A 22,087-nucleotide genomic window follows, 5' to 3' on the forward strand; every position below is an offset into this window, starting at 1 on the left:
ACGTTGAGTCCTCGTGGGCTGGGAAGCAGGTTCGAGATGTCGTTCGACGCCGGCGCACTGATCTTCAAGATTCAGGCTCAGGGGGCTCAGGTCTTCAAGCAGGATCTGGCCCAGGCGGACCAGGCTATGCAGAAGGTGGAGAAGACCTCCGCCGGCGCGGCCTCAAAGCTGTCCAAGACTGGTAAGGAGATCGACGAGACTTCCCGTAAGTCGAAGGAAGCTGCCCCGAAGATCAAGACCTTTGGTGAGAAGGTCAGGGAGTCAGAGTCTGAACTGAACACGTTCGGCTCGACTCTCGTCGGTGTCGGTGCCGCGTTCGCCACTGTCACTGGGTTGACGGCGAAGGCTGCTGTTGATTGGGAGACGGCGTGGGCGGGTGTCACGAAAACCGTCGATGGCACACCGGAGCAGATGAAGGCCGTCGAGGATGGGTTGCGGGGTCTCGCTAAGGAACTCCCCGCATCGCATGACGAGATCGCGGCGGTTGCTGAGGCTGCGGGACAGTTGGGCATCAAGACTGGGTCGGTCGTTGACTTCACAAAGACGATGATCGATCTGGGTGAGACCACGAACCTGTCAGCTGATGAGGCGGCGACGGCGCTTGCCCGGTTCATGAACGTGATGGGCACGTCACAGGGCGATGTGGACCGGCTCGGTTCGTCTGTGGTGGAGTTGGGCAACAACTATGCGACCACTGAGGCTGAGATTGTCGCTATGGCGTCCCGGCTGGCGGGTGCTGCCGCCCAGATTGATCTGACGGAGGGGCAGACGCTTGGTCTCGCTACCGCTTTGTCATCGGTCGGTATTGAGGCTGAGGCTGGCGGTTCTGCCATGTCGAAGGTGATGATCGACATTGCTTCCTCTGTGGATAAGGGCGGGGAGCGGCTCGACAAGTTCGCGAAGGTCGCTGGTGTGTCCGCTGACGAGTTCGCGGCGAAGTGGAAGAAAGACCCTGGTGAGGCTCTCGCGTTGTTCGTGCAGGGGCTCGCGAATGCTGAGGAGCAGGGTTCGTCCACGTTCGCGATTCTTGAGGATCTCGGTATCACTGAGATTCGTATGCGTGACGCACTGTTGAAGTCGGCGTCTGCTTCGGATCAGTTCTCTGAGGCGATGGAGGTCGGTAACAAGGCCTTCAAGGAGAACAACGCTCTCACGGAGGAAGCGGAGAAGCGGTACGCGACGGTTGAGTCGAAGATGCGGGCCGCGGGGAACGCGATTACGGATGCAGCGATCGACATGGGCCAGGTGTTCCTGCCGATGCTCGCCGCTGGTGCTGACATTATTACGGCGGTCGCTGAGGGGTTCTCTGCTCTGCCACCTGGTGTGCAGTCGATCATCACCGTCCTTGGAACTCTTGTCGGTGTTGTCGGGCTCGCTGGTGGGGCGTTCATGTTGGCTCTGCCGAAGATCGCAGAGTTCCGTGCGGCGCTGATCACGCTGTCAACTGCGTCGATCCCTGGCGTATCGGCTGCGGCGACCACGATGATGACGGCTACGAACAGGTCGGCTAAGGCGCTCGCGGCGACCGCGAAGTTCCTCACCGGCCCGTGGGGTGTTGCTCTTGCCACTGCAGTGGTGGGTGTGAAGGTTCTCGCAGACTGGTTGGACTCTCTGCAGGCGACGTCGGCTGAGGTGGAGAACAGTCTCAAGACGGCTTCGGATTCAGCGGACCTGTTCGCAACTATGTCTAAGGGCAAGGACGTCAAGTGGATTCGTGACGTCAGCTCTGACCTGGAAGACATGTCGGGCATGCTCGACAAGGTCGCGTCTCAGAACGCGAACTGGTGGGAACGGTTCACGACAGAGACCATGGGTTTCCGTGACGCTGTACGGCAGGCCGGGGAGTCTCTTGCTGAGATCGCCGCATCCGACCTGCCAGCCGCGCAGGAAGCGTTCCGCACTCTCGTTGAGGGGCAGGACCTGTCACAGCAACAGCTGATGACGCTGATCGACACGATGCCCGACTACCGGGATGCGTTGATCGAGCAGGCGACCGCGCAGGGCATCCAGGTTGAGGGCCTGTCGGATGCTGAACGGGCGCAGGTGCTCGTGAACCTTGCCATGGGTGACGCTAAGTCCGCTTCCGAGAAAGCGTCGGACGCGTACATGGATGAGGCTGACAAGGTCAAACAGCTCGAGAAACAACTCTCGGACCTTGTTGAGACGTTGAACGAAGCGAACGGTGTTGGTCAGGACGCGATCTCGCAGAACATCAACTATCAGGACACCCTCTCTGACGTGCAGGAACGTATCGACGAGATCAATAACGGCACCGAGGGGTACGCGAAAACGCTTGATATTACGACGCAGGCGGGCCGCGACAACATGGATGCCCTGAACGGGCTCGCGGAGGATTCCCAGTCAGCAGCGCAGGCTCAGTACGAGCTTGACCTGAAGACAATGTCCGCGAAGGACGCCATGGATTTATATATCCAGCGTTTGAAGGACGGTCGGCAGAAGCTGATCGATTCGGCCATGGCGATGGGTGCGACGAAGGATGAGGCTGAGGATCTCGCAGATCAGATTTACAAGATCCCTTCTGAGAAGGAGATCGAGGTTCTTCTGGAGGACACGAAGGCGAAGGAGTCTTTGGATTACTTCACTCGTGACCGGACGGTGACGGTGAGAGTGACGACTGATGTCCACACGGGCGCGACCGGGGTGAAGTACGGCAACAAGTACATCACCGCGCCGGGGTATGCGGACGGTGGGTTTGCTGAGTTCTTCGCTGGTGGCGGTTTTTCGTCTGAGAATCATGTGGCTCAGATCGCTCAGGCTGGGGCGATGCGGGTGTGGGCTGAGCCGGAGACCGGTGGTGAGGCGTACATTCCTCTGCATCCGTCGAAGCGTGCCCGGTCTCTTGATATTTGGGCGGAGACGGGGCGCAGGCTCGGTGTTCAAGGGTTCGCAGACGGCGGCATCACATCGGCGGCTGCGGCTTCAGTTGCCCCGCTGATTGGTCAGATGATCTTCCAGAACCCGGACGCGAAGACGGTGCGGTCTGCATTCGACGAGGTGCACTTCCGAGTGCGAGATCTTGAAGGGGGCGGGCGCGCATGACCGACGTGTGGAACCTCAACTACCCTGGTGTGTCGCTCGAGATGGCCGCTGATATTGACGCACCGTTGGTGTTGTCGCAAGCGCCGGAGATCAGTTACGGGCTCGAATCCCCTGAGTACAGGACCACTGGTGTGGATGGTCGCACCTTTGGTCCTGCCACTCAGGACGGCATGACGGTGCTGTTCCAGATTGATGTTAACGGCCGTGGTGATGAGCTGGCGGCTCGTTCCGGGCGTGAGAGTCTGCGGCGGGCGTGGCGTGGCGACAATGTGCGGGAGTTCGCAGGGGATGCCGCCATGTTGGTGGCTCCGTCTGGGCGTGTCACGTTTGGGCGTCCACAACGATTCAGCACGGACGACACGTGGCTGAAGCAGGGTCTTGTGCGGGCGACAACTGATTTCGCGGCCACCACTGATTTGTGGTTCTCAGCCGTGGAGTATTCGACGTCTGTGCAGATTGTCCCGCCGCCTGGGGGTGGTGTGGTTGCACCGGTCATTGCTCCTGTCACGACGTCTGCGTCGTCTGATCGGTCGCAGTCGTTCACGGTCGCTGGTGAAGTCCCAACGTGGCCGGTGATCGAGGTGCAGGGTCCGATCTCTCGCCCCGCGGTTGAGGTCGTGGGGCTGTTCCGGCTCGAGTACGGCGGCACGCTCGCCTATGACGAGGTGCTGCGGATTGATACGAATCCTCATGTGCGGTCGGTGACGGTCAACGGTGCTGGTGTGTCACTGACCCCATCTTCTGATCGTTTGGCGGCGGCTCAGGTCACGCCCGGTATTCACGTGCTGTCTATGTTCGGCACATCCCAGTCAGGCACCGCGACCGCGACTCTGCGGTGGCGTGATGCGTTCACAACCTATTAGGAGTAGTCATGGCTTTTGATCCTGTCCCGTGGATGGTTGGCGGCGGTGCTGAGCATTCCCCTGAGGTTGTGCGCGCACAAACGTATGCGGCGACGAACGGTGCGGAGGGCATTGTTTCTGTCGGTGACCTGAAAGTGGTGCCGCTTGATGTGCCGGGAACGGCGGTGAATGTGCGGCCCGGTGGAGGGCTGGCGCTGAACCGGCATCCTGGACATGCGGGTGAGACGTACACGTTTCGGAACGCTACGAGCACTCAGGTCGACATTGCGGCGACCGGTTCCGGGGCGGGCCGTTCCGACTTGATCGTGGCACGGGTGGAAGACCCGTTCTTGCAGGGGTCACCGTACGACGCGCCGGCTGACCCGAAGTCTGGCCCTTATGTGTTCCCTCGTGTGATCTCAAACGTCCCCACGGGCACTACGCGGCTGCAGGATGTGCCGGGGCATGAGGCTGATACTGGCATCGCGCTTGCCCGTATCGACATTCCCGCATCGACGGGCACGATCACAGCGGCAATGATCAAAGACCTACGAAAGGTCGCGATCCCGCGTCAGCACACGCAACGGTTGTTCTACTCGCTCGTAACCGGTGACGAAGAGAAGCTGACGGCGACCGGCGCAAACGGTGAGGTGTGGCCGAACGCATCCACGAACTCGTGGGGAAACCTCGACATTCCTGAGTGGGCGACGCACGCTGACATTCAGGTGCAGTGGAACTCTGTATTTGTGCCTCCCGGCTCGTCGTATGGCCAGATGTGGTTACAGGTCGGCGGCACTGGTGCAGGTGCACCGTTGGTGACGCAGAAGAGCAACTGGGACTCTCCGAACTCCACAGGGAACACACGCATGGTGTTCGCTTTGGCTGACTTCCGGTCGATCACTGCTTCACTCCGGGGCACGTCCCAGCGGGTGTACCCGTACGCACGCATCCTTGGTGGTACGTCGGCAACGTATCCGGTCATCAATGCGTCGTCGTCGTGTCAGGTGACGTTCACGTTCTACGAACAGGCTGTCTGATGCGTAGGTATCTGGCGCAGCGTGCTGTCACGAAAGAGTGGCTGCACACAGACCTGCCAGTGACCAACCCTGTCCCCCGCTGGGACTTGTCCGGGTCAGGGGAGCTCAAGTTCACGATCGCCCCGGACATGGAGAAACTGCGGTCGATGCGGATGAAAGACGGGCATCTTCTGCTCGAGAAGTGGGGAACGCTCGTCCATGAAGAAACGGATGGGCGTATCACCTGGTCCGGTGTCGTGAGAGACGCTGGGTTCGAGGATCAAGAGTGGACTGTCACTTGCAAGGGTGTTTCGACTTACGCGTACGGGATGCCGTACACGGGCGACTATTCGAAGGAACAGATCGACCCGGCAGACATTGTGCGGCATTTGTGGGCGCACATGCAGGGGTTCCCGGACGGCGACCTTGGGGTGGCCGTCACCGGTTCCACGAAGGTGCGCGTGGGCACGAAGAAGAAGGAAGTGTCGTTCAAGACTGGTGCCGGAACCAGCGTCGACTTCGATGCGGGACCGTACGAGCTTCACTGGTGGGATGCTCGCGATATTGGGCGTGAGATTGACTCGCTCGCGCAGGACACCCCGTTCGATTGGGTGGAGCACCACAGGTGGAACGCGGATAAGACCGATGTGATTCATGAGATTCAGATCGGGTACCCGCGTATCGGGCGGCATCGGACTGATCTTCTGTTCGAGCTCGGGGCGAACGTGATTGATTTTGCGGCCCCTGAGGTGGACGGTTCTGAGTACGCGAACTCTGTGTTCGGTATTGGTGCTGGTGAGGGTAAGAAGTCTGTTCGGCGGTCTACGGCGAAACGAGATGGTCGGTTGCGTCGGGTGGCGGTCGAGACGGATAAGTCGGCTACGTCGAATGCTCGTTTGGACGCGAAGATCAGGAACCGTCTGAACGCGTCGCTTGATGTTCTGAGGATCAGTGAGATCACTGTGAAGCAACATCCGAATGCCCGGATCGGTTCTTGGTCTGTGGGCGATGACATTACTTTTCGGGCCAAGTTGCCGTGGTTGGGCGAGATTTCGCCGAAGTTGCGGGTTGTGAATTGGTCTTTGGTTGATCAGTTCACGGCGAAGCTCGCGTTGGAGCGGTCGGATTCGTTCATTTATGGGGGGTAGTCGTGGCTAGTAGTGGCGAGCAGTGGAATGCGCAGGAAATTGTGCGTTTGCGGCATCGGTTGGACAATGTGGAGCGTTCATCCCAGCTCGCCTATTCAACGGTCGAGGTTCCTGATGGTGGCGACGGCACTGTTGATATGACTGTCCCTGAGGCTGTGGGTCGTGGTGTTCAGGCTGGTTTTGATGCGGCGGCTGTGGACGAGAAGCTGGACACGGAGCGCGCTGTTCGTGAGGAAGCGATCGAGCAACTTGGCGACAAGTTGGCTGATGCTGAACTGGGTCTCGAGGGTGCTGGGCAACGTTTGGATGCTGCTGAGGGGCAGATCGAGCAGGCGTTCCTCGGTATTGATGATGCTTTGACGCTCGCGGAGCAGGCGAAGTCGAACATGCCGAACCGTGTGGACGATCCAGACTTCTCGTTCGGCGACAAGCACTGGCAGGGTACGGGTGGCACATTCGCGAATGGCAACCTTTATGTCGGCATTGACCCGGCCACGTTCACGAATGTCGCCGAGACGCTGACCCGTGTCGGGACAACGGCGGGGAACGACAATTGGGGCACGCAAGGCTCCACGTACGAACTCAGGTTTGATGGCTACTTCGCTGGTGGTTCGCTACAGGTCAGGTTTGGTCATCCCACGAATGCAGCATTGCAGGTCACGAAGACGATCACGTCGAACGCCAACTTCACGGAACCGATTCGTCTCACGTGGAGCGCCGCAACGATTGGGCCGTTGCAGGTTCGGTTGCAGATGACTACGAATGGTGTAGACGAGTGGTTCTACACCTCAACGGTCTCTGTCACTGACGTGACGACGATCACTGAGGTGAAGCAGACTGCGGATAGTGCCGCGTCGAATGCTTCGGCGGCGATGACAGCAGCATCAAGTGCGGCTGCTACGTCTGCGGCGGCGATCACTCAGGACTCTGCGCTTAAGAATCCGATCTTTGAGCAGTGGGCTGGTGCCCTCCCTGACGGGTGGGAATCCTGGTCAGGTACTACCGTGCTCAAAGAGACGGCGCTGGTGCGTACCGGGTCGAACGCGGCACGCATGACCGTGTCGACGGGGCAGGCCGGTATGGCGTACCCGCAGGCGATGGTGCAGATGGGGTTCGCGGAGGCTGTCACGGTCACTGCTGATTTCATGCTCGTGTCCGGCGACGCATTGACGGGTTCCGGTGTTCTGCTCGATTGGCAGTCAACGGACACGTCGCGCCGCACCGAGATTCGTTTCGGTGACATGGTGCCGTCGCCGTCGACGGGTGTCTGGTATCGGGTGTCGAAAACGATCCTCGCACCATCGGGTGCGACGGCGGAGAATTTCCAGTACTTCAAGGGTTTCCTCATGGGGAACTTCACGTCGTTCGGGGCGGCAGAGAAGGACATCATCTTTGATCGTCTCTCGTTGCGTCAGGCGACGAACGAGGAAATTGCCGCACTGGATGCGAAAGCTGACGCGGCGTCCGCCGTTCAACTGGCGGAGTCCATCCCTCAGGTGCTTCATGGTGTCGACGCTGGCCCGTCAGGCACTGCACCAGAAGGCTCGATCTGGTTCAACCACAAGGGCAGTGAGCAGGGCAACGTTCAAGCCATGTGGGTGCGTGTATCCGGGCAGTGGGTGGAAACACCGGTGTCGTCAGAAGCGATCGCGAACCTGGACGTTGGCAAGCTCACGGCGGGTGGCGCGACGATCGCTGAAGTCGTTGCGCAGGCTATCGCGTCAGCGACAGCCGAGTTCCAGCGTGCCGACATCAAGAACTTGTTCGTCACCGCTGGGGCAACAATCAACGAGGCTGTCATCGACCAGTTGTGGGCTGATGTTGTTGTTGCGAACGCGTTGATCACGAAGAAATGGATCAGCTCCGAAGCGATAGTTGACGAGTTGGTGGGTAAGACGATCACCGCGGTCACGATCAACGGTGGCACCATCAACGGTGTCTCCATGGTCGCGGGCGAATTCACCACAGAAGCCGACTTCGACCCGAACACAACCACCTACGGGATCTACATGAACTCCCAGGTCGGAATGATCGTGAACGGCATGCTCGAATACGTGGTCGGCACTGGCGGGTTCAACGTTCCAGCGCAAATGCAAGCGAAATCCGCACTGATCAAGTTCACCATCGACGCCAAACAGGCTTACCACCTGTCTGGTGATTCGTCGGTGACGGACGCTGAAACCACGTCAGAGTTGTACGCGACCGGCCTCACAATGCACAAGTATGTTGCTGATGCCACGGGTGCTCGGGAGGAACGGTGGACGTTCCTGTACCAGGACCGGTTAGAGATGACCTCGTATGGTCGTCCTGGGACTGGTGCTCCGAACGCGGGGGCTTGGTTAGAGCCTGGCCGGTTGCGGATCAGTTCCACATCGAATGGTGTGCAGGGTGAGTTGTTCCCTGACCGGTTGGTGTTCTCGAATGATTATTCGGGCGGCAGGGTTTTTGATGCGTCGGTGGCTGACGTGTTGAAGATCGAGTCTCCCCGTATCGACCTGAACGCCGCTAATGGGGTCTATGTCAACGGGCGACTACTCGGAGACACCGGCTGGATCGACCTCGCCTACGCGTCAGGGTTCACCGCAGGAACGGCAGGGCAATTGTCGTACCGCGTGGTAGACGGCATCGTGTTCATCCGTGGAGGTGCGGCAGGAGACATCGCCAAGGGCAGCTACCAGGTCGTTGCCGCTGACCCGATCCCCGCCCAATACCGTCCAGCCCAGCACTACCGGACAGGTGGCATGGGCACTGGGATGAACGGAAACACCGGTATTGAAATCAACGCCACGGATGGGTTAATCCGGCTCGGGTGGCGGGGTGACGAGAAACCGTCATGGTTCGCCGCAGGGTGCTCTTACCCGGTCGATCCTTAGCCGCAGCACGCAACCATCAAGCCCCGCACGTCGGGGCTTTTCTTATGCAAGGGAGGCCACATGGCCCGATACAGAAACGGCCTACTGCCGTCCAGCGAACTCGTCTGGTTCTGGGCCACGAACCAATACGGGCGACAAGAGAAGTTCAGGTCAACACCCGGCACCGCAGCACGCATCAAGGCCGTCATAGCGGACGCGAAAGCTACCTACGGGTTCAACCTGTACATCACGTCCGGCCCGAACGTGTACCGCGACCTCGACGGCCAGCAGTACATGATCGACAAATACGGTGTCGGGCAAGCCGCCGCGAAAGGCTACTCGTCCCACGGCGGCGTGTGGGAGAACCGCGACACTCAAGCTGTCGACTTCTGGAACGCCGAACAGTTCATCAAGAAGCACGGGCGTGCGGAGTTCAACCGGCTCATGAAACGGAACGGTCTGACGGCGTTCCTGATCACTCGTGCCCGTGGCTACGCCCGGGAGGAACCGTGGCACGTGATCGACCTCAACCCGTACTCAGCGCCGTCAACGGGCGGCACGCTCGCACCTGGATCGTCAACGAAGGAGACAAAGGTGAAGACATACCACAAGCAGGACGCGACAGCACGGAAATCTGGGCGGGTTCTCTCCCCCGGAGAACGGTTCTACCTGCACCTGGAAACAGGGAAGCCGCAGAGCAACGCATCGAACATCGTCGGCAACCCTGGAACGTATTCGATCACCCCTCACGTGTACGGGCAGGGTGAACCTGGCGACATTGTGGAGCTTGTGCTCATGTGGCAGAAGCCGTCCGCGAAAGACCCCGGCAAGACCAACAGTGAGCATTACAAGGAACGACTGGTCGTTGACCGGGACGGGTACATTCGGGCGTCGCGTGAGTTCAAGCGTGGCGTCTCTCGCGGTTGGGCCGTGTACGCGCGACTGACGGCGGCGCATAAGAACAAGGGCAACGTGAAGATCACCGTGTTCGATTCCGACGCTTACCTGTTCATCGACGCATGACAGGCAGACCCATGCGGCACATGAAAACGAAAACCCGCGCTGACCCGGTAGCGCTTGGCATCTTCGTCGGGTTCTTCATCGGACTCGCAGGAGGCGCAGCATTGGCGGTGAGCGTATGACAGAAGCCGTCCTCCCCATGCCCGACTGGGTGGCACCCGTGCTCGCGCTCGTCGGCGTCGCACTCACAGCAGGCGGCGGAGTCCTCGGCGCACTCATCACCGCGAAAGTGCAAGGACGCGCCACCGAAGTCGCCGCATCTCAGGCGGAGAAATCGAACGAGCAGAAAATGATCGACCAGCTTCAAGAAGAGCTGGCCGGGTACCGGCAACGATCCGACGACCGCATGACCGCTCAGGACGTGCGGATGACCGCGCTCGAGTCAGACAACAAAGAGCTGCGGGCTCAACGGGACACGTACCGGGACTACGCGCACGTCCTCCGCTCTCACATTTATGACCAACTGCCGCCCCCGCCGCCTCCGTGGCCGGATGGCGCACCACGATAAGGAGAAACCCTATGAAGTTCGCAACACGAAAGTTCTGGAAAGCCACCGCTGAGCGTGTCATCTCGTCCATCGCTGGCGGTGCCCTCGCCGTCATCGGTGCAGGACAGTTCGGTGTCCTCGACGCTGACTGGCAGACCATCGGCAGTATCGCTCTCGGTTCCGGTGTCGTATCCCTCCTGAAAGCGTTCGCCGCTCAGGGTGCCACCGGCACCGGTCCCGGTCTCACGAACGCTGAAAAGCTCGACTGACGTAAACACTTTGCCCCTCTCCTGGCCTCACGGCTGGGAGAGGGGCACTTTTCGTGTTTAGAAAGGATAGCTAGAGCACTGATGCAAGTTCCGCACTGTTGCGAGACGCATCTAGATTGACTCCTGTGAAGCTAATACGGAACGTCTCTTTTCCGTCAGCCTGACGCTGCATGTAGTGCACAAGAAAGTCCATCGTGATGTTCTTGTGCAGATCTGCTGGGTCATTCGGCTCATCGAATGTGGGCGCGGCATGACTAGCGGGAACCATCGTAATCAAATGGACATCTTCAGAAGAATCCACAATGACAAGGTTCGCCGAGCCCCCCGCATGCTTGATTCGCTGGAAAACAGCGTCTACTTTCTCATGGCCAAGAGCTATTACGATCGGTGTCGCCCCGTCAGAATCCTTGACGGTCAATATTGAGTGAAGGTTGTTGCGAGCTATGCAACCCATGAGAAGCCGTGCGTACTTGCGGCGGATCTCTGCATCTGTATTAGCGGCCATTTCGCCACTTCCCTTCGTTGACCTCGATATTATCGAAGATCTCATTCAAGCAAGGGTGGTAGGTATCCTCTACATCAGTTTGTGAGTAGATGGGCCGGATTACTTCGCGCTTGAGCGCGCCATCCGAATCCGGAGGAGGCCAATGTCGGTGAACCTCCTGGTGACTGCAATCAATGCGGGCAATCTGATGCCACTGGCCACGGTCGTCGGTTATCTCATGGGTAAAAGCATAGTCAACGATTCTGTTGGTTGCCTCATCGCGAACAGTGCGGATCGTAATACGGCACGCTGGGTCATCAACCCACCTTTCCGTGTACTCAGTTTTGATTACGTGTGGGGGGCATTCCCAACGTTCGTCCTCAATTGTGGGTAATGCTTCTCGTGTGACCCGGCGGCTCCTCCGTTGAGCATCTCTACCGAAATTCCTGGGTGTCACAGTTCCAATAGCTTAGAGGGGACAATGTTTCTCCGCCATAGTTGCCCCTATAAGAGGGGTCAGTTCCAGATCACGACAACATCGCAATACCGGCACACCCACTGTCCATCCACTGGGTAACACACTGTCCCACAGCTCGGGCAGGCTCACTCAAATAGGTCGGGCCGTTCATTCTTCAACTCCTGTGTGGTTTCTCTCATTGCACGGAACTGTACGCCCATGAAGGCGAGACCGAGCTTGAGTAGGAACTTCATGAACTTGAGTGGGTAGTAAAGAGCTGCGCCCACGAATATCCAGATGAAGAACGCGGATAAAGGCGATGTTGAATTGCTCCCATACACGAGGGGCGAACTCGCCAAGGAAATCGCGCTACTCACGGCGATGCACAGCCAAAACGCCACGTAGATGATGTGGCTTGGCTTGCTGAGCCATTTTCCAAGAGCGCGCATGTGTTGATGGTACTCCGCGCAAGTCAGCTTTCAAACGGGTCGAACGTCCACCCAACCCCATGCACCGGGCACACGTATGCGACTTGGATCCTGTCGTCTCCTTTGAAGCTTTCCGGTTCCATCGGGTTCCCGCACTCTGGGCACGCTGGGGCGGGCGGTAGCCCGTTCTCGTCGACGACCATTAGCCGAAACCCTATACTCGCCAGACTTTAGGTTTTTACCTCTGCTCGAGACTGTCCAACGTCGTGCGCTGTGTGTCCCCATCGATCACGACCGTGCACTGGAAATCTGACCGGAGCATCGCACCGAAAGAGTTCTCAGAATCCACCGTGCCCGTCACCGTGTACGTCCCCGAACCCGTCGCACTCGTGTCGAACTCCGCAGTGTCAGGCGCTTTCAGCTGGTCCCGCACCGCATCCTCGCAGTACATGGACGCTTCCGTAGGTGTGCCGTACCGGTCTTGCTCGCCCTCATTCTGTGCCGTGACGATCGACAGACCAACACCACCGGCGATGACGAGCACACCGAACGCTCCTGCCGCCCATACGCCTTTGCTGTGACCTTTCCACCAGGGGTCACTGTCGCGTTTGCGCTTCGGCAGTTTCGGGGCTTGATAGTTCGCAAGTCCGGTATCCATGACCTGCACATTAATGCAGTTTCGGTTACGACAACAGGGTTATTGTTACCCCAATTGTGGGCAAGGTGTGGGCAAAATCGGATTCTGGGCAAAGCAAAACCCCCGCTCTCCCTTGTGTTTACTGGGGAGAACGGGGGCTCGACTTGGCGGTGACGGTGGGATTTGAACCCACGGTAGGGGGTTGCCCTACACGACTTTTCGAGAGTCGCACCTTCGGCCGCTCGGACACGTCACCGCGCACAAGTGTAGAGGATTCTCACCCTCCAGCGCGAATCGAACCCGGTGGCCCCTCAGCCCTTCTTCGGACCGACCCACACCTGCTGGGCATTCACAAACTCATGGATGCCGTGCGGACCGAGCTCCCGTCCGTAGCCAGAGCTCTTGATACCACCGCTCGGAAGCCGCGGATCCGTCTTGACGATGCCGTTCACCGCGACCTGCCCGACCTTCAGCTGACGCGCGATCTCCTCCCCACGCTCCGCCGTCGACCACACGCTGCCCGCAAGACCGTACTCACTGCGGTTCGCGATTCCGAGAGCATCCCCCGCATCTTTCGCCCTCATGATCACCATGACCGGCCCGAAGGTCTCCTCGTGCGCCGCCGTCATCTCCTCAGTGACATCGGCGAGCACCGTCGCCGGATAGAAGTAGCCGGGCCCCTCCGGTATCGCCCCTCCGAGCAGACAGCGCGCTCCGGCATCCACAGTCTCCGTCACCTGACGGTGCAGGTTCTGCCGCAGATCGTCCCGGGCAAGCGGACCGATGTCGGTGCTCTTCTCACGCGGATCCCCCATCACGAGCGCAGCCATACGCTCCCGCAGCCTCTCAACCACGTCCTCATACACCGATTCCTCGACGATGATCCGCTTCGCCGCGATACACGACTGCCCCGCATTGATGATGCGCGAGAGCGTAATGACATCGGATGCGGCATCGAGATCAGCGTCTGCGAGCACGATGCACGGGTCCGACCCACCGAGCTCGAGAACGGCCGGCTTGATCTGACTCCCCGCGACACTCGCCACCGCTGCACCACCGCGCGCGGATCCGGTGAACGACACCGCCTGAACGCGTCCGTCGCGGATCACGTCCGCGACAGCATCCGTCTCGATCGGCAGCTGCTGGAACACCCCGTCCGGCGCACCCGCCTTCTCGAACACCTCCTGAATCGCCTCGGCACAGCCGACGACGTGCGGATCGTGCTTCATGATGCACGTGTTTCCGGCCATCAGCGCCGGCGATGCGAACCGCGATGCGAGCCAGAACGGCGCGTTCCACGGCAGAATGCCGAGCACCGTGCCGAGCGGAAGATGCTGCACGTAGCTGTGTGTCGCGTCAGAGGCCAGCGTCTGCGCCGCAAGGTACTCTTCGGCGTTGTCCGCGTAGTGCTCGGCACACCACGCGGCCTTCTCCACCTCGCCATACGCTTCCGTGATGGGTTTGCCCATCTCCTCCGTCATGAGAGGCGCAAGGTCATCGGCGTGCTCGCGGAGATACGCTGCGACGCTCCGCAGCACCTCACCTCTCTCCGCAAATGACATCGCACCCCAGAGCGGTTGGGCCTCGGATGCCGCTGCCAGCACGGCATCCACTCGACCCGCGTCTGCGGGCTCCACCTCACGGATCTTCTCCCCCGTGCGCGGGTTCGTGACGACAAGCACGTTCTCTCCTCTCACGCGATCTCAGGTCTGATGGGCGTCGGCGCCTTGTCGGCGGGCAGTTCGGCCGCCTGATCGGGCTTACTCACGAAGTCCTTGTCCAGCGTGTAGAACGACTCGCAGCCGTCCGCCGTCACCCGGATGGTGTCGGAGATTCCGACGGTCTTGTCCCCGTCGACGCCCCACATCCACGGGATGATGTGGAAGGTCATGCCCTCCCGCAGCACCGTCGGATCACCCTGGTTGAGGCTCGCGATGTAGCCTTCGTCCCAGCTGGGCGGAAACGCGATGCCGATCGAATAGCCCGACCGTGTGACGAGTCGCCCACCGACCGAGTTGTCGGTGATGATGCTGCGCACGATATTGTCCGCGTCCGACACCGTGAGCCCCGGACGAATCGCATCCTCCACCTCGCGCAGGGCCAGCTTCATCCGCTTCTGCGCGGTCAGCATGGAGTCCGACAGCTCACCGAGCACGACCGTGCGCATCATCGCTGTGTGGTAGCGGCGGAAGCATCCACCGACCTCGAGAAAGACGTGCTCACCGGGCTGGACGACCCTGCCCTCCCAGGTGGCGTGCCCGATCATCGACCGAGGACCGGAGGTCACATACGGCATGACCGCCGGCGTCTCGCCGCCCGCACGGAACATCGCCTGGCTGATCTCCGCTCCGATGTCGTTCTCGGTCACACCCGCCTGACAGGCGTCGAGACCCGCCTGCATCCCCACCTCGGTCGCATGCGCGGCCTTGCGCATGATCTCGATCTCTGCGTCGGACTTGCAGATGCGCCCCTCCTCGACGATGCCGAAGCAGTCGAGCAGTCGCCCCTCCGTGATCGCCGTGTGGATGTAGTCCTGGTGATACGCCGGAAAGTAGTAGCTGTTCCGCTCATACCCGACGCTCTTGGTATGGAGACCGAACTCACGCAGCGCCTGGACGAGCGATTGGATCGCGTCACCGGTGTCCGGATACGGCCGCGTCAGGTCGACCCAGGTCCGCGCCACGACGTTCGACTCCTCCATCTGGCGCGTGATCATGAACGGCTCGTCGTCGATCGGCACCACGAGCGCTTGGAAGAACGAATACCCCGTGGTCTGGTAGTCCGTGAGATACATGAGATTCTCGGGGTCGGAGATCACGACGGCATCCAACAGCCTCTCGGACATGCGATGTCGCAGCTCGCTCAGACGGCGTTCGTACTCCTCGAAAGGGAACGTCATATCGTCGCGTTTTCTCATCACGGACTCCTTTGTCTAGCAGACCACCTCTGTCTGTCGGTTCGGTTCTTCGGTATTCATGAATGTCGGATGCCGCGTCAGACGCTCGCCCGCACGGCGGCGGTCAGCGTCTCGAGGCCCTCCTTCAGGTCGTCATCCGGTGTCGTCAGCGGCGGAATGAGCTTCAGCACTCGGCCGCCGCTTCCGCAGGCGCCGATGAGCATGCCGTGCTCGAAGCAGAAGGAGACGGCCTTCTTCGCGATCGCACCATCACCCACGTCGAGTCCCTGGATCATGCCGCGGCCACGTACCTCGAAGGCGCGGTCGCTGTGCTCATCGACGATGCTCTGCAGCGCGTCAGCCATGACCTCGCTCTTGCGCGTGACCTCGTTCATCAGCTCGTCGTCCTCGAAGTAGCTGAGTGCGACGCGCCCCGCCACGAACGAGAGGCCCTGCCCGCGGAAGGTTCCCGTGTGTTCCCCCGGCGCCCACTTGGCGTCGTGCTCCGGCTTGATGAGGTTCATCGCCATCGGGGTTCCGTAGCCGCCGATGCCCTTCGCGAGGCAGACGATGTCGGGGTCGAGCCCGAGCCCGTCGAATCCGAAGTAGCTTCCGGTTCGACCGCATCCGACCTGAATGTCATCGATGATGAAGAGCGCCCCCACATCGTGCGCGAGTTTCTGAACGGCCTGCAGCCACTCCGCGGACGCCACGTTCACACCGCCCTCGGCCTGGATCACCTCGACGATGAACGCGGCCGGCGGGATGCGTCCGCTCGAGGGGTCCTCGAACTGCGCCCGCAGATCGTCCAGGGCGTCGAGACCCCCGCCGGGAGCCGTCTCGAAGGGTTCGCGCTCGACATATTCGAGGGGCACCCCCGCAGCCTGCCTGAAGAAGTCGTTCGCCGTGCACGCGAGTGAACCGAGCGTCATGCCGTGGAAGCCGTGCGAGAACGCGATCACGTTGCGGCGACCAGTGACGCGTCGTGCCAGCTTGAGGGCCGCTTCGACCGCGTTCGACCCCGTGGGACCCATGAACTGCATCTTCATGTTCATGCCGCGTGGCTCGAGAATCGTCGACGCGAACTTCTCGATGAAGTCCCGCTTGGCGGTCGTCGCCATGTCGAGACTGTGGGCGACGCCGTCGGACTCGAGAAACTCGATCATGGCACGTTTCATGCGTTCGTTGTTATGACCGAAATTGAGGACTCCGGCACCGCCGAAGAAGTCGACGTAGCTTCGACCGTCCACATCGACCTGCCGAGCGTTAGACGCCGTAGCGAAAACCGTCGGGTACGTGCGGCTGTAGCCGCGGATCTCTGATTCCCACTTCGCGAATGTCTCCATAACCCAGCTGTACCCGTGAGTGTCAGCGGTGTCAAGGATTCCTGGCTCACGCACGATGTCAGACGTGGTCGATACGCTCGAAGCATGGCGAAGACCGTTTCCTCCTACACATGCACCGAGTGCGGCTGGCAGACCGCAAAATGGGTCGGCCGCTGCGGCGAATGCCAGCAGTGGGGCACCGTCGTGGAGGCCGGGCAGAAGAGCGGCATCGAGAAGCGCGTGACGACGACGAGGGTGGATGCCGACCGAGCAGCGCGCCCCATCACGGGCGTCGCGACAGCGTCGATCTCACACTGGCCGAGTGGCATCGCCGAGTTCGATCGCGTTCTGGGCGGCGGCATCGTTCCGGGCGCCGCGATTCTGCTCTCCGGCGAGCCCGGCGTCGGCAAGTCGACGCTCCTGCTCGAGGTCGCAGCGCGCGGAGCTCGGGCGAAGTCGCGCGTGCTATACGTCAGCGCCGAGGAGTCCGTCAGCCAGGTCCGGCTGCGCGCCGAGCGCACCGGGGCTCTCGACGACAACCTATTCCTCGCGGCCGAGACCGACCTGTCAACGGTGCTCGGGCAGATCGAGGCTGTGAATCCCGACCTCCTGATCGTCGACTCCGTACAGACGGTCGCGAGCAGCAGCGTCGACGGACTGCCGGGGCAGCCGAGCCAGGTGCGCGAGGTCGCCGCGGCACTCATCCGTGTCGCGAAGGAGCGTTCGCTTCCGCTGCTGCTGGTCGGCCACGTCACCAAAGACGGCACCATCGCCGGGCCGCGCATGCTCGAGCATCTCGTCGACGTCGTGTGTCAGTTCGAGGGCGATCGGCAGACGGCTCTGCGGTTCGTCCGCGCACTCAAGAATCGGTTCGGCCCGACCGATGAGGTGGGATGCTTCGAGATGACCGGCGCCGGCATCGAAGAGGTGCCTGACCCGTCGAAGCTCTTCCTCAGCAAGGGTGCTCCGGTGTCGGGCACCTGCGTGACAATCGCCATGGAGGGTCGACGGGCCCTTCCCGTCGAGATCCAGGCGCTCGTCGTGAAGTCGGCAGCCCCGAACGCACGCCGCGTGACGAGCGGCGTCGATTCGAACCGCGTCGCCATGCTGCTCGCAGTGCTCCAACGCCGTGCGGGAGTCGAGCTCGCCGATCACGACGTCTACGTTTCGACCGTCGGCGGCGTACGGCTGACCGAGCCGTCCGCCGACCTCGCTATCGCGGTCGCCATCGCCTCCGCTCGCGGCGACTGGCCCGTTCCGCACTCACTCGCCGCATTCGGAGAGATCAGTCTCGCGGGCGAGATCCGACCCGTGGTCGCCGCCAAGCAGCGCACCTCGGAGGCACGTCGCCTCGGGTACAGCACCATCGTGGACTCGAGCGCTGGTGGCATCCAGAATGCTCTCGCACTCGCCAAGCGCACGGGCGGAAGCATCCGCGATCAGGAGATCGACACCGCGTTCTGACGGCGTCGCGCGCTCACTCGATCTCGAGGTCGAGCACGCGCAGCACCTCGTCGGGCGTCGCCTGCATGGGGTGCGGGCCCGCGATGTCGAAGAAGATCGTCTCGATCGCGCTGCCGTGGGTGCGCAGAAACGTGTGCAGCCACAGGCCGTCGTGCAGCCCGACGAACGGAGGGAGCGAGGCGGGCTTGTTCTTGGCGTCCGAGAACAGCAGCAGCGCGAGCTTGCCGGTCTCAGGCTGACGGAACGTCCACACCTCACCGGCATCCGTCGGTTTGTCTCTCTGCCCCGGCTTCATGAGCGGAACGACCATGCGGTCATTGCGGAGCGCGAACGCGACGGCCGCCATGTCCTGCTTCTCCAGGGCCTCCGCGAGCGCCTGCGAACGGAACTCCGGCTGCGGCTTCTTCTTGGACTTCGCCATGCTCTCCAGTGTCTCAGGAGAAGTCAGTAGAGCACGAACTGCGCTGACTTCTCCGACTCGATTCCCGCGACCGATGTCTTCAGATGATACGACGCCCCGTCTCCCGGAACTTCGTCGCGCTTCTCAGCGTCACACGTATCGGGGTTGCTGCGTGTGCGGTCCCACTCGACCGCGGGGTCGCTCGTGAGCGTCTTGCCCGGCTTGATCGTGGTCTCGGCGTTCGTCGGCTCCGTCTGGCAGTCCGTCGACGTCCAGTACGTGTCGTCACCGCTCGTGATGGTGAACACCTGCTGCGAGGTTCCGACGTCGATCGTGCACGGTATGTCACCGTTGTTCGTGATCGACAGGGTCAGCTTGGGCAGCTCTCCCGACGCATACGTCTGCTTGTCGGTCTTCGCCGTGACAGTGACGTTGTCCTTCGTGCACTCGACGGGGGCATCGGACGCCTCCTCCTCAGCAGGCTCCTCCTCCGCCTTCTGTGTGGCGGTGGCGGTCGGAGTCGGAGTCGCTGCGGCCTCTTCGGCGCCTGAGGCACCGGGCCGCCAGATGAGCAGAACGATGATGGCAATGACCGCGATCAGCCCTGCAAGCACCCACAGGCGGCGTTTGATGTAGACGCTGCGGGGCAGACGACCGTGTGGACCCTGATTCGTCGACATGACCTCATGGTAGGTGCGATGAGGCGGGATGCTCGTGCGCCACGCGCGCGGAGGGAAGCCTGTTCCCTCCGCGCGCGATCACACTGATTCGCTACGAGCGGTCAGCCACCTTGCGTGCACGGTACCTGCTGACGCCGAACGCTGCACCGCCGAGAGCCATGAGCCCGAGGGCGATGAGCGCGAAGGGCAGCAGCTCCGACGCTTCCGCACCGGTGCGCGGCAGGTCGTCAGACGCGTTTGCCGTTCCGTCTCCGGCACCTCCCGCCCCGTCAGCGGCGGTGATCGTGATGTACTGCCAGCCGATCACCGTTCCATCCGCGCCGATCACGACGATGCGGTGTTCGCCCGCCGGAACGTCCTCGGGAATCGTCACCGTGACGGTGCCGTCCTCCGCAACCTGGATCCAGCCGTCGGAGAGCTGAATCGGCGTGGAGTACAGCCACACGGACACCCACTCGCCGGCGTGCTCGGCGCCCACGTCGATCGTGATCGTGTCACCCGCCTGTGCGCTGTCGACCGTAGAGATGCCATCCTCACCGGCATCCGGAATGTCGCCCTCGTCCACGGGGGCAGGCTCCTCGGTCGGCTTCTCCGTGCCCGGCGTCTCACTTCCGCCGTCGGCCGCATTGATCGTCAGCGGAATCGTCACAACGGTTCCGCTCACGTCGCCCGTCAGCGTCAGAGTGCTAGCTCCCTCGGCATCCGCGGGAACCTCGATCTGCACGTCAGCCGCGCCGTCCGTGACTGACGCAGTGCCGATCTCCTCGCCATCAAGCGCGATCGTCAGACCGGTCTCGGGCGTCACACCCAGCGAGGTCAGATCGAGCTTCGACAGCTGGAGTTCGAAGGTCGAGCCGGCGTCGACGGCCTCGGTCGGGATGCCTGTCACAGCCACCGCACGGCGGTCGTAGCTCGGCGACACCGGTGAATTGTCCTCGATGTAGTCCATCCACGCATCACGGTCGATGAGCCCGGAGTCCTTCGTGTCTTTGCCCTCGGTGAAGACGTGGAAGTTGTCTCCGCCGTCGAGCAGGAAGCTGAAGGAGCCGATGCGATACTCGCGCTCAGGATCGAGCGGTTCGCCGTTGATCGTGACCGACGTGATGTGGCTGTCCATCGCCGCATCGGGGTCGTAGGTGTACGTCACATTGTTCGAGAGGCCCAGCTGCAGATACGGGCGACTCGGGGCCTCGCCATTCGGGTCCGCCGAGCGCTGCCACTGCTGCTCGAGCATCGTCTTGACCTGCTCCCCCGTGAGCGTCGTGGTCCACAGGTTGTTGAGGAACGGCAGAACCGAGTTCGCCTCCGCAACTGTGATCTCACCTTCGAAGAGCTCGGCACGCAGTCCGCCCGGGTTCACGACACCGATCTCGGCACCGCCGACCTCTGGCTCGCTCAGCGTCTCCAACAGAGCATCAGCGACGAAGTTGCCGAGCGTCGATTCGCTCGAACGGTCGTCACGAACGGTTTCGCCCTCACTGTTCGTGTAGTACGCAGTCGTGATGTCAGCGGTCGCCTCACCAAGAACCACGCTGCCCTTCTCCTCGGCCGCCGCCAGTGCCGCCTGCGTGGTCTCATTGACGGCGCGAACGCGGTCATACTCAGCGATGAGGCTCTCGCGGAACGCCTTCTTGTTCGCGGCGGTCTCTTCGTCCGTCGCACCCTTCTCGGCCTCGAGGCGAGAGTGGTTTCCATACGACACAGTCGAGACGTTGCCATCGGCATCCACGCTCAGGACAATCTGCCCGATGTTCTCGCCGTAGCTGCCGGTCTGCACGACAGCACGGCCGTTGTAGGACCACGCGTATTCCTTGTGCGTGTGACCGGTGAAGATCGCGTCCACCTTGCTCGAGGTCTTCGTCACGATCTTGGCGAACGCACCGCCCTGTGCGAGCTCCTCCTCGAGGGTCGCACCCTCTGGAGCGCCAGCCGAGGCTCCCTCGTGATACTCCGCGATGATGACATCGGCTTCGCCGTTGCTCGTGTCGCCGTCAGTGAGCTCGTCCGCCACTCGGTTCACAGCTTCGACCGGGTCGCCGAATTCGAGCCCCTCGATGCCGGACTTCGACACGAGCGACGGAACCTCCTGCGTCACAGCACCGATGATTCCCACCCGGATGCCGTCAACCGTGACGATCGTGTACTCCTTGAGCTTCGGCTTCTTCGTGCCAGCCGTGTAGACATTGGCTCCGAGATACTCGAATCCGGCCCGTTTCGAGACACGTTCTGTGAGGTCATCGAGACCCTTGTCGAACTCGTGGTTGCCCACTGCCGAGGCTTTGAGCCCAAGATCATTCAGGACATCGATCGTGGGGTTGTCCTCAGCTGACGACGAGGCGTAATTGGATGCCCCGATGTTGTCTCCCGCGGACAGGAAGATCGGGTTCGCCGCAGATTCCTTCAGTTCTTCGATGGTTCCCGCGAACGTGACGGTGTTGTCGTCGATGCGTCCGTGGAAATCGTTGATGTTGATGAGGTTGATCGTCGTTGTGCCTTCTGCACTTGGCGTCGCGTCATCGGCAGCGGCTGACAGCGCCGTCAGCGGAGCGAGGACGAGCCCGGCCAGCGCTCCCGCTGCCGTCAGACGTCGTCCTCGACGTGTGAATATCGACATGTCTCTCC

Annotated in this window: 19 protein-coding genes and 1 tRNA gene; 9 read left to right on the forward strand and 11 right to left on the reverse strand. The window is 61.4% G+C overall.

The window, feature by feature from the left end:
* The first annotated feature begins 36 nt into the window (after positions 1–36).
* From ACSAGD_RS10745 to ACSAGD_RS10780, 8 genes are all read left to right on the forward strand, one after another.
* Positions 37–3,060 (forward strand): phage tail tape measure protein, encoded by a 3,024-nt coding sequence (locus tag ACSAGD_RS10745; RefSeq protein ID WP_437582733.1) that lies wholly within the window; start codon positions 37–39, stop codon positions 3,058–3,060.
* A complete protein-coding gene (locus ACSAGD_RS10750) occupies positions 3,057–3,923 on the forward strand; it encodes a hypothetical protein (protein WP_437582734.1) in 867 nt (288 codons plus the stop codon). Before ACSAGD_RS10745 ends, ACSAGD_RS10750 begins: the two co-directional genes overlap by 4 nt.
* An 8-nt stretch (positions 3,924–3,931) precedes the next feature.
* The gene (locus ACSAGD_RS10755; protein WP_437582735.1) at positions 3,932–4,939 is read left to right on the forward strand and encodes a hypothetical protein; all 1,008 of its coding nucleotides are present in this window, start codon (positions 3,932–3,934) and stop codon (positions 4,937–4,939) included.
* A gap of 59 nt (positions 4,940–4,998) precedes the next feature.
* Complete coding sequence (locus tag ACSAGD_RS10760; protein ID WP_437582736.1) at positions 4,999–6,066, forward strand: hypothetical protein; 1,068 nt, start codon at positions 4,999–5,001, stop codon at positions 6,064–6,066.
* Positions 6,067–6,068: 2 nt separating this feature from the next.
* Positions 6,069–8,939 carry a hypothetical protein gene (locus tag ACSAGD_RS10765; RefSeq protein WP_437582737.1) on the forward strand — a complete coding sequence of 957 codons (2,871 nt, stop codon included), beginning with the start codon at positions 6,069–6,071 and terminating at the stop codon, positions 8,937–8,939.
* A gap of 60 nt (positions 8,940–8,999) precedes the next feature.
* Positions 9,000–9,941: a hypothetical protein gene (locus ACSAGD_RS10770; RefSeq protein ID WP_437582738.1), complete on the forward strand. Its 942-nt coding sequence runs from the start codon at positions 9,000–9,002 to the stop codon at positions 9,939–9,941.
* A 115-nt stretch (positions 9,942–10,056) separates the two neighbouring features.
* Positions 10,057–10,446: a hypothetical protein gene (locus ACSAGD_RS10775; RefSeq protein WP_437582739.1), complete on the forward strand. Its 390-nt coding sequence runs from the start codon at positions 10,057–10,059 to the stop codon at positions 10,444–10,446.
* An 11-nt stretch (positions 10,447–10,457) separates the two neighbouring features.
* Positions 10,458–10,694 (forward strand): holin, encoded by a 237-nt coding sequence (locus tag ACSAGD_RS10780; RefSeq protein ID WP_437582740.1) that lies wholly within the window; start codon positions 10,458–10,460, stop codon positions 10,692–10,694.
* 70 nt (positions 10,695–10,764) lie between these two features.
* Here ACSAGD_RS10780 and ACSAGD_RS10785 read toward each other — a convergent pair whose 3' ends face one another.
* The 8 genes from ACSAGD_RS10785 to ACSAGD_RS10820 all read right to left on the reverse strand — a co-directional run bounded on the left by ACSAGD_RS10785 (position 10,765) and on the right by ACSAGD_RS10820 (position 16,942).
* Positions 10,765–11,199, reverse strand: coding sequence for a hypothetical protein (locus ACSAGD_RS10785; RefSeq protein WP_437582742.1), 435 nt, complete (start codon positions 11,197–11,199; stop codon positions 10,765–10,767).
* A complete protein-coding gene (locus tag ACSAGD_RS10790; RefSeq protein ID WP_437582744.1) occupies positions 11,189–11,635 on the reverse strand; it encodes a DUF7718 family protein in 447 nt (148 codons plus the stop codon). Before ACSAGD_RS10790 ends, ACSAGD_RS10785 begins: the two co-directional genes overlap by 11 nt.
* Before the next feature lie 146 nt (positions 11,636–11,781).
* Positions 11,782–12,084: a hypothetical protein gene (locus ACSAGD_RS10795; protein ID WP_437582745.1), complete on the reverse strand. Its 303-nt coding sequence runs from the start codon at positions 12,082–12,084 to the stop codon at positions 11,782–11,784.
* A 217-nt stretch (positions 12,085–12,301) separates the two neighbouring features.
* The gene (locus tag ACSAGD_RS10800) at positions 12,302–12,721 is read right to left on the reverse strand and encodes a hypothetical protein (protein ID WP_437582746.1); all 420 of its coding nucleotides are present in this window, start codon (positions 12,719–12,721) and stop codon (positions 12,302–12,304) included.
* A gap of 144 nt (positions 12,722–12,865) precedes the next feature.
* A tRNA-Ser gene (locus tag ACSAGD_RS10805) sits at positions 12,866–12,956 on the reverse strand.
* A 55-nt stretch (positions 12,957–13,011) separates the two neighbouring features.
* Positions 13,012–14,382 carry an NAD-dependent succinate-semialdehyde dehydrogenase gene (locus tag ACSAGD_RS10810; protein ID WP_437582747.1) on the reverse strand — a complete coding sequence of 457 codons (1,371 nt, stop codon included), beginning with the start codon at positions 14,380–14,382 and terminating at the stop codon, positions 13,012–13,014.
* 11 nt (positions 14,383–14,393) lie between these two features.
* Positions 14,394–15,617 carry an ectoine hydrolase gene (gene doeA / locus ACSAGD_RS10815; RefSeq protein WP_437582748.1) on the reverse strand — a complete coding sequence of 408 codons (1,224 nt, stop codon included), beginning with the start codon at positions 15,615–15,617 and terminating at the stop codon, positions 14,394–14,396.
* Between the two features lie 77 nt (positions 15,618–15,694).
* Complete coding sequence (locus ACSAGD_RS10820; protein ID WP_437582749.1) at positions 15,695–16,942, reverse strand: aspartate aminotransferase family protein; 1,248 nt, start codon at positions 16,940–16,942, stop codon at positions 15,695–15,697.
* 84 nt (positions 16,943–17,026) lie between these two features.
* Between ACSAGD_RS10820 and radA the strand changes: the two genes are divergently transcribed.
* Positions 17,027–18,385 carry a DNA repair protein RadA gene (gene radA, locus ACSAGD_RS10825; RefSeq protein ID WP_437582751.1) on the forward strand — a complete coding sequence of 453 codons (1,359 nt, stop codon included), beginning with the start codon at positions 17,027–17,029 and terminating at the stop codon, positions 18,383–18,385.
* 13 nt (positions 18,386–18,398) lie between these two features.
* On the opposite strand, the gene ACSAGD_RS10830 is transcribed toward radA, so the two are convergent.
* The 3 genes from ACSAGD_RS10830 to ACSAGD_RS10840 all read right to left on the reverse strand — a co-directional run bounded on the left by ACSAGD_RS10830 (position 18,399) and on the right by ACSAGD_RS10840 (position 22,079).
* Positions 18,399–18,806, reverse strand: coding sequence for an SseB family protein (locus ACSAGD_RS10830; RefSeq protein ID WP_437582752.1), 408 nt, complete (start codon positions 18,804–18,806; stop codon positions 18,399–18,401).
* Positions 18,807–18,829: 23 nt separating this feature from the next.
* On the reverse strand, positions 18,830–19,465 hold the full coding sequence (locus ACSAGD_RS10835; RefSeq protein WP_437582753.1) for a hypothetical protein: 636 nt from the start codon (positions 19,463–19,465) through the stop codon (positions 18,830–18,832).
* Positions 19,466–19,556: 91 nt separating this feature from the next.
* On the reverse strand, positions 19,557–22,079 hold the full coding sequence (locus ACSAGD_RS10840; RefSeq protein ID WP_437582754.1) for a bifunctional metallophosphatase/5'-nucleotidase: 2,523 nt from the start codon (positions 22,077–22,079) through the stop codon (positions 19,557–19,559).
* Positions 22,080–22,087 lie beyond the last annotated feature (8 nt).

Origin of the sequence: Paramicrobacterium salitolerans (genome assembly GCF_051513965.1) — a bacterium.
GTDB lineage: Bacteria > Actinomycetota > Actinomycetes > Actinomycetales > Microbacteriaceae > Paramicrobacterium.